Origin of the sequence: Mangrovibacter yixingensis (genome assembly GCF_020523985.1) — a bacterium.
Classification (GTDB): domain Bacteria; phylum Pseudomonadota; class Gammaproteobacteria; order Enterobacterales; family Enterobacteriaceae; genus Mangrovibacter; species Mangrovibacter yixingensis.
This window is the reverse complement of record NZ_JAIVKM010000002.1, coordinates 156,447-170,804: the sequence shown is the minus strand read 5'-3', so window position 1 is coordinate 170,804 and position 14,358 is coordinate 156,447. Positions and strand designations below refer to the sequence as shown.

At 51.5% G+C, this 14,358-nt stretch carries 13 protein-coding genes; 6 read left to right on the top strand and 7 right to left on the bottom strand.

Annotated elements, in window-relative coordinates:
• Positions 1-22 precede the first annotated feature (22 nt).
• The 4 genes from hydA (at position 23) to LC084_RS11490 (ending at position 5,073) form a co-directional block, all read left to right on the top strand.
• Positions 23-1,471: a dihydropyrimidinase gene (gene hydA / locus LC084_RS11505; RefSeq protein ID WP_226571369.1), complete on the top strand. Its 1,449-nt coding sequence runs from the start codon at positions 23-25 to the stop codon at positions 1,469-1,471.
• Between the two features lie 39 nt (positions 1,472-1,510).
• Positions 1,511-2,797 carry a Zn-dependent hydrolase gene (locus LC084_RS11500; protein WP_226571368.1) on the top strand — a complete coding sequence of 429 codons (1,287 nt, stop codon included), beginning with the start codon at positions 1,511-1,513 and terminating at the stop codon, positions 2,795-2,797.
• Between the two features lie 69 nt (positions 2,798-2,866).
• On the top strand, positions 2,867-3,676 hold the full coding sequence (locus tag LC084_RS11495) for a response regulator (RefSeq protein WP_226571367.1): 810 nt from the start codon (positions 2,867-2,869) through the stop codon (positions 3,674-3,676).
• A 101-nt stretch (positions 3,677-3,777) separates the two neighbouring features.
• On the top strand, positions 3,778-5,073 hold the full coding sequence (locus LC084_RS11490) for an ATP-binding protein (RefSeq protein WP_226571366.1): 1,296 nt from the start codon (positions 3,778-3,780) through the stop codon (positions 5,071-5,073).
• A gap of 12 nt (positions 5,074-5,085) precedes the next feature.
• On the opposite strand, the gene LC084_RS11485 is transcribed toward LC084_RS11490, so the two are convergent.
• From LC084_RS11485 to LC084_RS11470, 4 genes are read right to left on the bottom strand one after another with little or no spacing between them, the layout of a single operon-like run.
• A complete protein-coding gene (locus tag LC084_RS11485) occupies positions 5,086-6,528 on the bottom strand; it encodes an efflux transporter outer membrane subunit (protein ID WP_226571365.1) in 1,443 nt (480 codons plus the stop codon).
• Between the two features lie 12 nt (positions 6,529-6,540).
• Positions 6,541-7,263 (bottom strand): ABC transporter ATP-binding protein, encoded by a 723-nt coding sequence (locus LC084_RS11480; protein ID WP_226571364.1) that lies wholly within the window; start codon positions 7,261-7,263, stop codon positions 6,541-6,543.
• Complete coding sequence (locus LC084_RS11475; RefSeq protein WP_226571363.1) at positions 7,260-8,399, bottom strand: ABC transporter permease; 1,140 nt, start codon at positions 8,397-8,399, stop codon at positions 7,260-7,262. Before LC084_RS11475 ends, LC084_RS11480 begins: the two co-directional genes overlap by 4 nt.
• Entirely contained in the window at positions 8,383-9,570 is a 1,188-nt protein-coding gene (locus LC084_RS11470) for an efflux RND transporter periplasmic adaptor subunit (RefSeq protein WP_226571362.1), read from the bottom strand. The genes LC084_RS11475 and LC084_RS11470 overlap by 17 nt, the downstream gene beginning before the upstream one ends.
• Here LC084_RS11470 and LC084_RS11465 point away from each other — a divergent pair.
• Together LC084_RS11465 and LC084_RS11460 are read left to right on the top strand one after the other, a co-directional pair.
• Complete coding sequence (locus tag LC084_RS11465; protein ID WP_226571361.1) at positions 9,570-9,860, top strand: hypothetical protein; 291 nt, start codon at positions 9,570-9,572, stop codon at positions 9,858-9,860. The genes LC084_RS11470 and LC084_RS11465 overlap by 1 nt on opposite strands.
• Before the next feature lie 484 nt (positions 9,861-10,344).
• A complete protein-coding gene (locus LC084_RS11460) occupies positions 10,345-10,599 on the top strand; it encodes an EF-hand domain-containing protein (RefSeq protein WP_226571360.1) in 255 nt (84 codons plus the stop codon).
• 153 nt (positions 10,600-10,752) lie between these two features.
• Here LC084_RS11460 and proX read toward each other — a convergent pair whose 3' ends face one another.
• From proX to LC084_RS11445, 3 genes are all read right to left on the bottom strand, one after another.
• Entirely contained in the window at positions 10,753-11,760 is a 1,008-nt protein-coding gene (gene proX, locus LC084_RS11455; RefSeq protein ID WP_226571359.1) for a glycine betaine/L-proline ABC transporter substrate-binding protein ProX, read from the bottom strand.
• 276 nt (positions 11,761-12,036) lie between these two features.
• Positions 12,037-13,344 carry an MFS transporter gene (locus tag LC084_RS11450; protein WP_226571358.1) on the bottom strand — a complete coding sequence of 436 codons (1,308 nt, stop codon included), beginning with the start codon at positions 13,342-13,344 and terminating at the stop codon, positions 12,037-12,039.
• 50 nt (positions 13,345-13,394) lie between these two features.
• On the bottom strand, positions 13,395-14,348 hold the full coding sequence (locus LC084_RS11445) for a phosphoglycerate dehydrogenase (RefSeq protein ID WP_226571357.1): 954 nt from the start codon (positions 14,346-14,348) through the stop codon (positions 13,395-13,397).
• Between the last annotated feature and the right edge of the window lie 10 nt (positions 14,349-14,358).

Sequence of the window (14,358 nt, the reverse complement as noted above, 5' to 3'; positions counted from 1 at the left end):
CCTGAACAGAAAGGAGAAAACAATGGGTAATGTTTTGATTAAAGGCGGTACGGTGGTGAATGCCGATTACCAGCAACGCGCCGATGTGCTGTGTGCGGACGGGAAGATTGTTGCCGTGGGTGATGCCGCCCAGTGGGATATTCCGGCAGGCACTGAAACGCTGGATGCCGGTGGGTTGTACGTGATGCCCGGTGGCATAGACCCGCATACACATATGAATTTCCCGTTTATGGGCACCACCACGGTAGATGATTTCTATAGTGGTACTTCGGCGGCTCTGGCAGGTGGCACCACAACCATTATTGATTTTGTGATACCAAACCCGCAGCAACCCCTGATGGAGGCCTACCACCAGTGGCGCGGCTGGGCAGAAAAAGCGGCATCTGACTACAGCTTCCATGTGGCAATTACCTGGTGGGATGAGAGTGTCCGCCGGGATATGGGCACGCTGGTGCGCGAAGAAGGGGTGAACAGCTTTAAACACTTTATGGCCTATAAGAACGCCATTATGTGTGATGACGAAACCCTAATGAACAGCTTTCGCCGTTGCCTGGAGCTGGGCGCAATGCCCACCGTCCATGCTGAAAACGGCGAAATGGTGTATCTCCTGCAACAAGAAATGCTGAAACAGGGGATTACTGGCCCCGAAGCCCACCCGTTATCCCGCCCGCCAGAAGTGGAAGGCGAAGCCGCCAACCGGGCAATTACCGTTGCCAGCATTATGGGCGTACCTATTTATGTGGTGCATGTTTCCTGCCGTGAATCTGCCGAAGCCATTGCCCGTGCGCGCAACCGTGGCCAGCGAGTCTATGGCGAAGTGCTTGCCGGGCACCTGGTCATTGACGACAGTGTGTATCGCCACCCCGATTTCACTGTTGCCGCCGCCCATGTGATGAGCCCGCCATTTCGCGATAAATCACACCAAAGTGCGTTATGGCACGGGCTGCAATCCGGCCAGTTACATACCACAGCGACAGATCACTGCACGTTCTGCGCCAGCCAGAAAGCGATGGGCAGCGACAGTTTCACCAAAATTCCCAACGGTTGCGGTGGGGTGGAAGAGCGTATGGCAGTGATTTGGGATGCCGGTGTCAACAGTGGCCGCCTGACGCCCAGCGAATTTGTGGCAATCACCTCTGCCAATACCGCCCGCCTGTTTAACCTGTACCCGCGTAAAGGCTGTGTTGCGCCGGGCGCGGATGCAGACCTGGTGTTGTGGGACCCGGCAGGCAGCAAAACGTTATCTGCCGCCACCCATCACTCCTGTAACGATTTCAATGTGTTTGAAGGCCGGACCGTCACCGGAATTCCAGTGTTTACCCTCAGCCAGGGGGTTGTGGTTTGGGCTGATGGTGAGTTACGTGCCCGCGAAGGTGCCGGGCGCTATATCAAACGCCCGGCATTTGGGCCGGATTTCAGTGCGGCAGCCGCCTGGGAACGCCAGCGGGCACCGCAGGCAGTAGCGCGTTAATACCCTGTTATTCGAATTCAATGAAGGAAGGAGAAAGTCATGACAAGTGAAGTATTATCCGCAACAAAAAAAACGGCAGATACCCAGAACCTGCGCATTAATGGCGAGCGTTTGTGGGATTCACTGATGCGCCTGGCTGAAATTGGTGCCACGCCGAAAGGCGGTGTATGCCGCCTGACATTGACAGAACTCGACCGCCAGGGCCGCGACCTGGTGGTGTCCTGGGCCAAAGAGGCCGGGTTATCCGTTGAAGTGGACCAGATTGGTAATGTGTTTATGCGCCGCGCCGGGCGTGATAACAGCCTGCCACCTATTGTTGCGGGCAGCCATATAGATACCCAACCCACTGGCGGCAAGTTCGACGGTAACTTCGGGGTGCTGTCCGCCCTTGAAGTGATTCGTACCCTGAACGACTACGGCATTGAAACTGAAGCGCCCGTAGAAATGGTGTTCTGGACCAACGAAGAGGGTTCACGCTTTGTACCGGTGATGATGGGCTCCGGGGTGTTTGCCGGTATCTTCACCCTGGAACAGGCCTATGCCGCGACCGATACCGCAGGCAAAACCGTGAAAGATGAACTGCACAAGATTGGTTATGCCGGGCCAGCAATACCGGGGCAACACCCGATTGGTGCCTATTTTGAAGCCCACATTGAGCAAGGGCCGATTCTGGAAGACCAGGACGTCTCTATTGGTGTGGTGCAGGCCGTGCTGGGGATCCGCTGGTATGACTGCACTGTAACGGGGATGGAATCCCACGCCGGACCAACCCCGATGGCTATGCGCCAGGATGCACTCCAGGTTTCCACCCGGATTATGCAGGAAGTGATTGCCATTGCCGGGCAATTCGCGCCCCATGGGCGGGGAACCGTGGGTATGGTGCAGGTGTACCCCAACAGCCGCAACGTGGTGCCAGGCAGCGTGAAGTTCTCCATTGATTTCCGCAACATGACCGATGCCGATGTGGATAACATGGATGCCGCCCTGAAAGCCTTTATTGCCAAAGTTGAACAGGAAAGTGGCCTGAGCGTTAAGCTGGAACAAGTTTCCCACTACCCGGCCGCGCCTTTCCACCCGTCCTGCAAAGATGCCGTGCGCCGTGCTGCTCAGCAGTTGGGCTATTCCCATATGGATATTGTCTCTGGTGCCGGGCACGATGCGGTATATATGAGCATGCTCGCCCCCACAGGGATGATATTTATCCCCTGCAAAGACGGTATCAGCCATAACGAAATTGAGTATTCCTCGCCAGAACAGGTCGAAAAAGGGGGCAATGTGCTGTTGCACGCTATGCTTGAAAAAGCCGGGGTTGCGGGGCGCAAGTAAGTTACCGTTCAGTTTTAACCCGGTGTTGGGATAACGGGTGTCTGCCCGTTTATCCCGCCGTGTAAGACGGTGACATATTTTCCCGCTTTAGCCAGTAATCCCCTGGTGCTACAGTCTGCCAGTAACACTCAGGTTGGAGAAGCCAGCGTGACCATTCAGGGTTTACCAGAAAATCAGGCCAACATCATCGTGCTGGATGACGAAAGCGAATTGCGCCAAATGTTGCAGCATTACCTGCAAGCGCAAGGGTTTCGTGTCCAGGCTATTGCTGACAGCGCCCGGCTTGATGTTTTGCTGGCCCGTTCCCCCTGGGATTTACTTATCCTCGATTTAATGATGACACCGGAAGATGGCCTGAGTGTATGCCGCCGCATACGTGCTGAAGGTTACACTTTACCGGTGTTGATGCTCACCGCCCGTGGCGACCCAGTCGACCGAATTACTGGTCTGGAAAGTGGTGCAGATGATTACCTCGCCAAACCTTTTATTCCACAAGAACTCCTGGCACGAGTTCGGGCTATTTTGCGCCGCCAGCGTATGCTGGGGGGCGAAAACCCGGCTGCGCCAAACAAAGTGCGCTTTGGTGAGTTTGAGTTGGATCTGGCGCAGTCACGGCTGACACATTTGGGCTCGCCTGTGGAGGTCAATACCGCAGAAATCAGCTTGCTGGTGGCGCTGGCGACCACACTAAACCGCCCGGTAAGCCGCGATAATTTAATTGCCCGCGCGCGCGGGCGCAGCTATGTGGCACTTGATCGCAGTGTGGATGTACAGGTGTTACGTATTCGCAAAATCATTGAGCAGAACCCGGCAGAACCCCGCTGGTTGCGCACTGTGTGGGGAAAAGGCTATTTGTTGTCTGGCGATGTTATTGCCTGAAAACCTGCCTGGGTTAACCGGGCTTTTTCCACTCAGACCCGCCAGGCTCTGACAACGCTGGTGTTATTCCCACCTGATTATTCTGAGTAACAGGAGCACGCATGCCAGGCCTGGTGTTCAACAAACGCTTATTTAAGTCACTGCTCGGCCGTAACCTGGCTTTGCTTATCCCCATGGTACTTATCTGTTTTGCTTCTGCGTGGTTTGTGTGGATTCGCCTGGTGCAGTTTCCCAGGGTAGATGATGCAGCCGCGCTGGTTAGCCAGCAAATAAGCATGATAAACCAACTGTTCGCCACGCTGACGCCGGAAGAGCGCCGCCAGCAATTAATTAATATGCATGCGGTTCCTGACAGCGAACTACCCGCTGCCGCCCGCCGCGACAGCTTGCCAGAAGGCATGATGCTGCATCACTTTTTCTCACAACTGACGCACCAGTTACCTCCTGGTGTCACACTGTATTGGGAATATGGCGAGCAGCGGCGGTTGTGGGTGCGTTTGCGCAAAGACGATGGCTGGTGGATAGCGTTTTCGGCTCAGCATATCTCCAACCAGATTCCTGCAGCCGGTGTTCTGGTTGCTTTTATTATGATGTTGTTTCCCGCTTTGTGTGCTGCCTGGATCCACTGGCGCTTGTCACGGCCACTGAACCAACTGGCCGGGGCTGCACGCACTGTGGCAGCCGGAGAATGGCCAGCGCCTGTTCCCCCTCAAGGGCCAGAAGAGCTGGCGACGGTCACCCGTGCGTTTAACCATATGGTGAGTACACTGGCGCGTAGTGATGCTGCCCGGGAAGAGATGCTGGCGGGTATCTCTCATGATATCCGTACACCGCTTACCAAACTACGTATGGTGGTTGCTGAGCCTTCGTTGTTTCAGTCCGGGCAGAAAGACGCCGAGCGCTACATTACGGCCATTGATGCCATTCTGGGGCAGTTTATTGATTTTGCCCGCAAAGAAGATGCCGAAGTTCCACAGCCGGGTAACCTTAATCACCTGGTCGAAGCGTTGGTGGCAGATTACGCCGGGCTTGGCGTGGATTTCCGTGTGCAACTGGCAGAGTTACCCGAGTTCACCTGGCGGCCAGTTTCTGTTCAGCGCGCACTCATGAACCTGATGCAAAATGCGGTGAAATATGGCCAGGTGGGCTTGCGTGTCGCAACGCGCCTTGAAGGGCAAATGGCCGTGGTGGAAGTGGCAGATAGCGGGCCTGGGATCCCACCTGAACAGCGGGAAGACATTGTTCGGCCATTTTACCGCGGCCAGTCGCGCCAGGATAAAGGCGCCGGGCTGGGGTTGTCGATTGTTGAGCGTATTGCCCGCCAACACGGTGGGCAACTCCGTTTATCCACCTCTGAAACGGGAGGGTTGGTTGCTGCACTGCTTTTGCCACTGTAGCCCATTAAGCGGTTATTCACCCAGCGCCTGGCGTAGCGTGAGCCAGGCCTGTAGTGCTGCAGTTTGTGATGTGACCAGCGCTAACTGCTGCTGGTATTCACTCAGCCGGGCCTGGTTTACAGCATCCTGAGTGCCCATTCCTGCATTAAACCGCGCCTGTTGTTGTGCTGTAAGCCTTGCCGAAGCAGCAACGAGTTGGGTGGCGGTTTCGCTGCTGGCCTTACTGATTTGCAGTGCGGTTAATCCTTTATCGACATCACTTAATGCCTGAATCACTGTGGCCTGGTAATTATGCGCGGCTTCTTCAAATTGCGCGGTGGCTGCGTGGTAATTTGCCTGTAAGCGCCCGCCATCAAACAAGGGCTGAGAGATTCTGGCACCTAATGACCACAGCAGGCTACCAGAACTCAATAAAGAAGAGAGGCTCGACGACTCGGTGCCCAGGCTGGTAGTGAGTTCCAGTGATGGGAAAAAATCAGCACGGGCGACTTTAACCTGAGCGCGGGCGGCATTTAACTGGTCGGTATCACGGCGAACATCCGGGCGTTGTTTGAGCACGTTGGCGGGCAGGCTGGCAGGTGTATCAGGTAAATTAAGGGGCCAGTGGTGTGAGTTGCGTAAACCCGCCAAACGGCCTGGCATCATCCCGCACAGTACCTCCAGGGTATGAATATCGTCACTGATGTGTTGTTCCATAGCCCGTTGCTGGTTGTTCAGGTCAAACAAGGCCATTTGTGCCTGCGTGGCCGCGGTCAGGTCGGTGATACCCGCTGACTGGCTGGCCTGGCTGTTTTCAAATAAAGCCTGTTGTACCGCTTGTTGTTTACTGATCAATTGTGCACTGGCCTGATCTGCCCGCAACTGAATCCAGGCCTGTGCAACAGAGGCAATCAACGATAACCGGGCACTGCGCAAGTCTTCCTTGCTGACTTCTGCTTGTGCCTGAGCCGCATTTTCACTGGCTTTCAGTTTCCCCCACAAATCCACTTCCCAACTCAGTTGCAAAGGCACCTGCCAGTCGGTGGCATAGGGTTGTGTGTCCAGTGACAGGCCACTGCTATTGAGCGCACTTTCCTGGCCGTTGCTGCTGACTTTCCAGGGTTTTTCTGTTGCGGTTGATGCTTTGCGCCGGCTGGCTTGTGGCGACAGAGAAAGTTGTGGTAACCGGTCTGCATGGGCTGAGGCTGTCTCGGCCATTGCGGCACTCAGGCGGTCTGCTGATGCAGCAAGGCTGGGGTTATTTTTCAGCGCCTGTTGAACCAAACCATCGAGTGTGGCGTCATTAAATTCAACCCACCAGTCCGGGCGCAGTTGTGCCGTTGTGGCGGCATCATTGGTTGCGCTGAACCGGGTGGGGACAGCCAGAGGCGTGTCTTTTGGCAGAGCAGGGGCATGGCATCCACTGAGGCACAAGGCAATACTCAGGGCGCTGAGAGTAGTAGACAGTTTGGTCATAACACGCATGGTTTAGTTTCGCTTATCGTGAGTTATCACGCTGTTCATCGGCCGTTCAATTAACTGGCCATCTTCCATTTCCAGAATTCTGTCTACCAGGTCCAGGCAGCGGTGGTCGTGAGTGACCAGCACTACTGCGGTATCTCGCTCATGGGCAATGTTATGAAACAGTGACACCACCTGGCGTCCGCGCTTGCTGTCCAGTGCTGCGGTGGGTTCATCGGCCAGTAACAGCGGCGGGTGGTTTGCCAGCGCCCGGGCAATCGCAACACGTTGTTGTTCGCCACCGGATAATTGCCCTGGGTAGTTATTGGCCCGGTGCTCAATTTCAAGCCAGCCGAGTAAATCCGCGACGGTCTGGGTTTGCTGTGGAGCGGGAACATCATTGATTTCCATCGCCAGGCGAATATTTTCCTGGGCGGTAAGAAAGGGAATCAGGTTGGGTTTCTGGAAAACGAAGCCAATGTTCTTGCGGCGGAAATCGCGCACGTTACCAATTGTGGCATCAGGGCCACTGGCTGACCGCCCGTTAATATGCACTTCTCCCTGAGTGGGGGATTCCAATAATCCGGCAATCATCAGCAGGGTGGATTTTCCCGAACCACTGGGGCCGAGCAGAGCAACAACTTCACCGGCATACAGTGTGGTACTGACATTGGCGATGGCAGTAACCTGAGTGGCTCCCTGCCCATAGCATTTTGTAATACCGTTGAGTTCAATAACCGGGCGCTTCATGACAGTACCTCGCGTGCTTCTACTTGCATGGCACGGCGGATACCGAGTAACGCGCCAATGATGCACAACAGCAAAACAATAACGGCAAACAACAGGTAGTCATTGAATGTAAGCACCAGGCGGCGTGGAAAGAAGGGTGATACCACGGGAATGAGCACGGCGGCCATGGTGTAACCCAGCACACCCAGGGCAATAGACTGCTGTAAAATCATGCTGATAATGACACGGTTGCGTGCGCCAATCAGTTTAAGTAACGCGATTTCATGGAGTTTTTCCAGTGTCATGGTGTAGAGCGTCACCGCAATGACCACAGCGGTGACCACCAGTAAAATGGCGGTGAACAGCACTATCTGGCCCCGTAAACGCTCGAGCCTGCCATACAAAAAGACTTCACGCTCCTGTTCACTGGTCAGGGCAATAACGTCTCCCCAGCGGTTCACTTGTTGCTGTACCTGTTGCAGGCTGGCACCTGGTACCAAAGTTAACAATACGGCGGCAATATTGGCTGTTTTACTGGGTACCTGGACGCGCCCGGTATCACGCGAGATATACACACTTTCTTCCGGGCGGTGAGCCTGAATATCGAGCGCATCATTAACCGACACCGCAACCATTGGGTTACCGTTATAGTCCAGGTAGTTTTTTGCCACACCCACCACGGTAAGATCTGTTGTACCGAGGCGTAGTGTGTCACCGGTATGCAGGCCGGTACTTTGGTCTGCAATGGCTTCATTGCGCCCGGCACGCAGGTGGCGGCCAGCGGATAACGGAATTGTGCTGCCGGTATCTGTTGGGTAATCCAGCCCAACCAGTGATGCGCGTACTGTTTTACCCCGCACGGTGAAACGCTCTGATTGCAGGGTAAACTGGCGGGCGGTGGCGACATCCTGTAAGGCCAGAGAGCGGCTTAGTACGCTGCGGTCAATGAGCGAACCTTCGGCAAAGGGGCCTTCGGTTCCGGCTTCAACTACCCATAAATCTGCATGGGCATGGTCAATAATGGACAATGCATCTGCCACGATCCCCTGATACAGCCCGGTCATGGCAAGAGATGTCATCAGCATCAAACCAATCCCCACGCAGGTTAGCGTAAAACGAAATAAGCCCGCACGAATGTCTTTAATCGCGAGATTCATTTTCACTCCTGACCGGGCTGATAAGCCGCCCAGGGCGGTAGTGCGCCGGTGGCAGTACCAGGCTGTCTGGCGTTATCCCTTGGGTGATTTCGCTAATCTGTTCGGTGTGCTGCCCAATTTGCACTTTGCGCAACACAGCATGGCCTTTTTCCAGCAGCCATACCCAGGTTTCACCATTGGCATGAGTGAGCAGGTTCTCCGGCAGGGTAAGCACAGGTTGTGCGCTGGCGTGGTGGAGCACCACAACCGCACGTTCACCCAGCGCCCAGCCTGGGGGCAGGGCCGGTAACCCGATATTAGCGGTAAATTCGCGGGTATCGCTGTCCACACTGCGGTTTATCCGCTCCACATAGCCATGCAAAGCCTGATGTGGGTGGGAGCGCAGAAAAACATCGCAACTGTCACCCACCTGGATGGTGCCCAGAACTGATTCATCAAAGCGTGCACTGATGTACAACGAGTGAGTGTCAGTTAACTCAATACAGGTTGTTCCGGGGGAGATAATGTCGCCTGTGCTGCACTTTCTGTCGGTGATTAAGCCGCTGAATGGTGCCTCCATGTGCGCATCCGCCAGGCGTGACTGAGCTGCATGCCACTGTGCTTGTGCTTCGGTGCGGGCATGTTGTGCTTGTTGCCACTGGTATTGCGCTGATGCTAAATCAAGTTGTGCGGTTTGCAGGCTGGTTTTGGTATTTTCCAGGTCGCTTTGTGAAATGGCACCTTTACCTGTACGGGACAGAATCTGTGCGCGGCGGTCATCATCTTTGGCCTGTTGTTCCACATGTTGTTGGCGCAGCCAATTGATGTGTGCTGCCGCTTCACTACTTATTGCACCATCGAGGGCGGCTTTGGCTGCCTGCTCATCTGCCTGCAACTCCTGGTCATCAAACTGGGCAAGGCGTTCACCACGTTTGACTTTATCGCCTGTATCAACCAGCAGCGACTGCAGGCGCAATGGCGTTTTGCTGGACAGTTGCGCCTGGTTCAGTGCGGCCATTTCGCCAGCGCCGCGGAATGACTGGTGCAGCACTTCCCGCGTTGGGCGAAATACCTCTGTACGTAGTGGTAACAGATACCCAATTGCGCATAGCATCGTTGCCAGTAGTAAAAGCACACTGATTTTGCCCGCGTTATTGAGCAATGTTTGTTTAAAGTTAACAGGCCACTGCATTGTCGTTACCCTATCTCATGCATGTGTGGCCGGGGCAACAGACCCTGGCTCACCTTGCTGTGGCGAATTTCCCGGCTGTTGTTGCCCAGGTTGCTGAGCGCCTCCTGGCTTCTGTGGCTGTCCTGGTTGTTGGTGGTTCATTCCCGGTTGCCCGTTGGGTGGCAATGGCTGCCCTGAGTGAGGTTGCCCGTGAGGTGCATAGGGTTTGCCGTACATGCCTGGGGGCATTCTGTGGCCAGCGGGAGGCGGTGGGGCAGATGCGAACAAACGCGGGGGATGCGCCGGGGTGATAATAATAAGCCTTGCGGGAGAAATCAGGCTGATGTGCCCCGGCTCTTCGGCCAGAACCCCGGGTGCCACGGCTAAAAAAGTGCTTAATAACCCCAAGACACCGATAAGCTGCTGCCATCGTTTATTATTCATTGGTTTGTTATACGTTGGTTTATTACACATTGGTTTATTACACATAGTGCTAAGCCCTTATGAATAAAAATTAATTTTCATTTTTTAGCTTGAACGTTGAGTGATTGCTGTATGGAGCCAATATTTATTACCAACATTTATGGCCTGTTATGCTCAGTTGGCCATAGCTTGCTCTGCACGAGTTATTCTATTTTTATTTTCCATATTTCAGAAATGGTGAATTATGTCATGGCATGTCATTGGTTTTATTCGTGGGCGACATCAGGTGACATAATTTTATTCTGGAAGTGATAAATAAAATGGTGATGAATTAATGGCGTCGCAATTCTGCGAAAATAAAAGGGTGCACCAATGAAAATGCGTACATTTTTAATGGCCGGGTTGTTACTGGCAGGCAGTACCACACTGGCTGTTGCTGCCACACAATCTGAAAGATTAGCTCAGCGGTTTTCCCAAGCCGATACTAACCATGATGGCAAGCTAACGTTGCAGGAAGCGCAGGCTGGTATGCCGATGGTAGCGAAGCATTTTAGTGAAATTGATACCCAGGGGACAGGTAGTATTACACAGGCACAAATCGAATCATTTATCGCCTCGCATCGCTAGTATTTGTGGTGTGCTGATACTTTGTGATTGTTAAATAAAAAAGAAAGAAACCAACGGGTTTCTTTCTTTTCTTTCTTTTTGTACTCTTCAGCCAATGTTGGCTGCGTTTAGTTGTTCCCGCAGTCGGCGGGGAGAGTAATACAACTAACGGCGTTATTTACCCGCAGCAGCCATGGCCTGTTTTACCCAGCCATCGAAGGTGCTTTGGTGCGCTTTAATCCAGCCATCAACTTGCTGCTGAACATCCTGCGCTGAGTCCTGGCCTTCATGCATTCGCAGGTTTTGGGCATTCACATCTGCCAGTGGGAGTTTCATAATGGCAAACAGTTTGGCTGCCGCCGGGTTTTTCTCCGCCCACTGTTTATTTGCCACAATATGTTCGTTATTAACGGAGAAACCATAATTCTTGCCATTTGGCAGTGTGGTATCCAGCCCTTTTAACCCACCTGGGTTGGCAGAGAATGGCACGGTGAGCCATACCACGTCCTTACCTGGTTTTAATACAAAGCTTACCCAGTAAGGTGTCCAGGCATAATATAATATCGGTTTGCCTGCTTTATAACGAGTCAGTGTTTCTGCAATAATTGCCGAGTAATTCCCCTGATTCTGTTCGACAGTATTACTTAATCCATATGCTTTTATTTGTGTGGCAATAACAGCCCCACAATTCCAGCCAGGGTTACAACCGGTTAAATCGGCCTTACCATCGCCATCAGCATCAAACAATTTTGCTATTTTCGGGTCTTTAAGCTGTGAGAGATCAGTAATATGGTATTTGTCTGCTGTTTTCTTATCAATCAAATACCCCTGCGCAGCACCACTGATATATGTCCCTTTACGGTAAAACTTCTTGTCGCCGCCAGCTGAGTTATACATATCCTTCTGTAACGGTTCCCAGTTTACAGCCATGTAAGTGGCATCACCCTCGGATATGGCGGTATACGCAACGTTGTAATCCACTTCTTTGGTTGGCTGAACATCGTAGCCTAATTTTTCAAGCGCACGGTTTACCAGTTCGGTTTGAAAGGATTCTTCCGGAAGTGGGCTCTGAACGGGGTAAACAGTCACACCTTTGCCGGGTAAGTCGGCAGCCATTGCTGACCCGGTTGCCATCAGGGCGGCTGAAATTAAGGTAAGTGCAACAGGAAAGGTCTTTTTCATGGAACGGTTCCTTATGATGTTGTGCATATTATTCTCCGCCATAGTGGGGCGGATTTATGATTTTTTGGAGCACACATCAATAATGCGGCGGCGCTGAGATGCAGCAGGCGTATTATTGATTTTTGCTCATGTATTGCTGAGTAATACCAAATGTATGCATATACCCTAACATGATTATTCTTTAGGATAATTCCTAAAATCATAAAATGGCGAAATAACCAACCAGACAAAAAAATGCACGCTGGCAGGTTGCCAGCGTGCATTTTTGATGGGGTATCAGGCATTACTGAGTGATGTTTGGTGTGCAAGTTTATGCGAATCTTCTTCTATTGGCGTGACTTTCCCTAGCAAGAAGAGATAGTTCAGGATCCCTATTAACACTAGTGCGGCGGAGAAAACTAATGCCCAGGTAAAATGTCCTGTAGCACTGACAATAATTCCGGTAATAATCGGGCCAATGACACCACCCATATTGGATACTGTATTTTGCAGGCCAGCAACTATCGAGACACTGTTCTTCGGCGCAACATCGCCAGGTAATGCCCAAACCTGAGAAGCGGCAATAGTGGTACCTGACTTGGCAATGCACAACAGAGCTACCGTTGTGTAAACTGAGTTAGTGAAAGGTGCAAACCCAATACAGAGAGCCAACATTAATCCAATAATTAAAAAGAGTTTGCGCGTTGCAGTCAGGGATAGCCATTTTTTATCAACGACCCGGTCTGATGCCCAACCAGCAAGCACTTCGAATACCATGCCGCAGATTAATGGCAATGCGGCAGCAAACCCCATTTTAAGGAAATCCATGCCTTTGTCTTTTACAAGGTAAGTGGGCAACCATGTAATAAAGAAATAAGAAGTATAGTTGATGGTAAAGAAGCCAATGCACATGGCCCAGATGTTCCGATAACGTAACAGACGGTACCATTTCATGGGCTTAATATTTTTATCGCCATGTTTGTTTGCCTGCCCATTACGAATGAGTGCAACTTCTTCTTTACTGATTCTTTTGTGGTTTTCTGGGTTTTCAGCATAAATAAAATACCAGGCAATAACCCAAAATAACCCAAGGCTCCCAATAATTAAAAAAGTAATACGCCAGTCAAACATGGCTATCATCCAAACGATGAGAGGCATGGCAACTGCACCACCAAATTTTGATGCACTGTCAAATAACCCTGAGACAGTTGCGCGTTCTCTGTCGGGAAACCAACGAGCGGCAATACCGGCATTACTGGGGTAAGCTGCTGCTTCACCCACACCTAAGCCCAGCCGTAAGGCGAAAAGAGATTTAAAACCTGTTGCCAGCCCCATGCACATGGTTGCAACAGACCACCATCCAACGGCAATACCCAGCCCTTTTTTCTGACCAAAGCGGTCAGCAAACCAGCCTGCAGGAATTTGGAGTAAAGCATAGGACCAAAAAAATGCTGCCATAATAAACCCCATAAGCTCGGGGTTTATATCCAGTTCTTTTATTAAATGTGGGGCGGATGCAGAAAGTACAGTACGGTCAATATAATTAATGGCAATTGCTAACCACATTAATCCAGCAATCCACCAGCGGATTTTTGTCTTATTCATAACACGACCTTTATGTAGGGTAAAGGGGGCGGAATATAAATCTCAGCAACTCACTGAAGTTTGTTCATGATATTTTCTGGTTGTTTGCCGTGAATAATGTAATTAATAATGTTCTGCACACACCGTTCCCCAATAGCACTGATGGCACCATCTGTGTAACCAGCAATATGAGATGTGGGCAGGAAATTGTTTAATGTAAACAGAGGGTGGTCTGCTAACGGCTCTTGTTCAAAGACATCAGCGGCTGCACCAGCAATAACATTGTCACTTAATGCAGCATAGAGATCCTGTTCATTGACTACGCCTCCGCGTGATACGTTAATAAGAAAAGCACTGGATTTCATTTTCTTTATTTGCTGAATATCAAATAAATTTCGAGTGCTGTCAGTGAGCGGAATATGTAAGGAAATAAAATCACTCTTCTCAGTTAATTGATTGATGTCGGTAAATTCTATGCCATGTTGTGTGGCAAATGCGTTGTCAGGGAAGAAATCAAAAGCAAGTATCTTCATGTTGAAGCCTTTTGCCCGCAACGCCAGTTGCTTACCTATATTACCAAGGCCAATGATCCCGAGTGTTTTACCATAGACATCAGTAGCGAAAATCCGTGGCCATTTCCCTGCACGGGTTTGTTCAATTGCTGTATTTGTTTGGCGAGCACAATTTAGTATCAACGAAAAAGCAAAATCGGCGACGGCATGTTTATTGGCATCGGGAACATTCGTGACGTAGATCCCGCGCTGCCGGGTAGCTTCCAGGTCAATATTATCGACACCCACACCATGTTTACACACGATTTTTAATTCAGGTGCCAGACTGAGAAGGGCAGGGTTGACCTCAGTAAACGCCACTATCATTGCTACAGTTTCTGGCAAATGAGGGCGTAATATTTCTAATGGCGCATCAGCCGGTAACATCACCAGTTCGAGATTATTCTCTTTTAGTTCGCGAACTGGCGTTTCATCATATTTAGCAAATGATGGTGAGGTACAAATAACTTTCATCCTGGTTTCC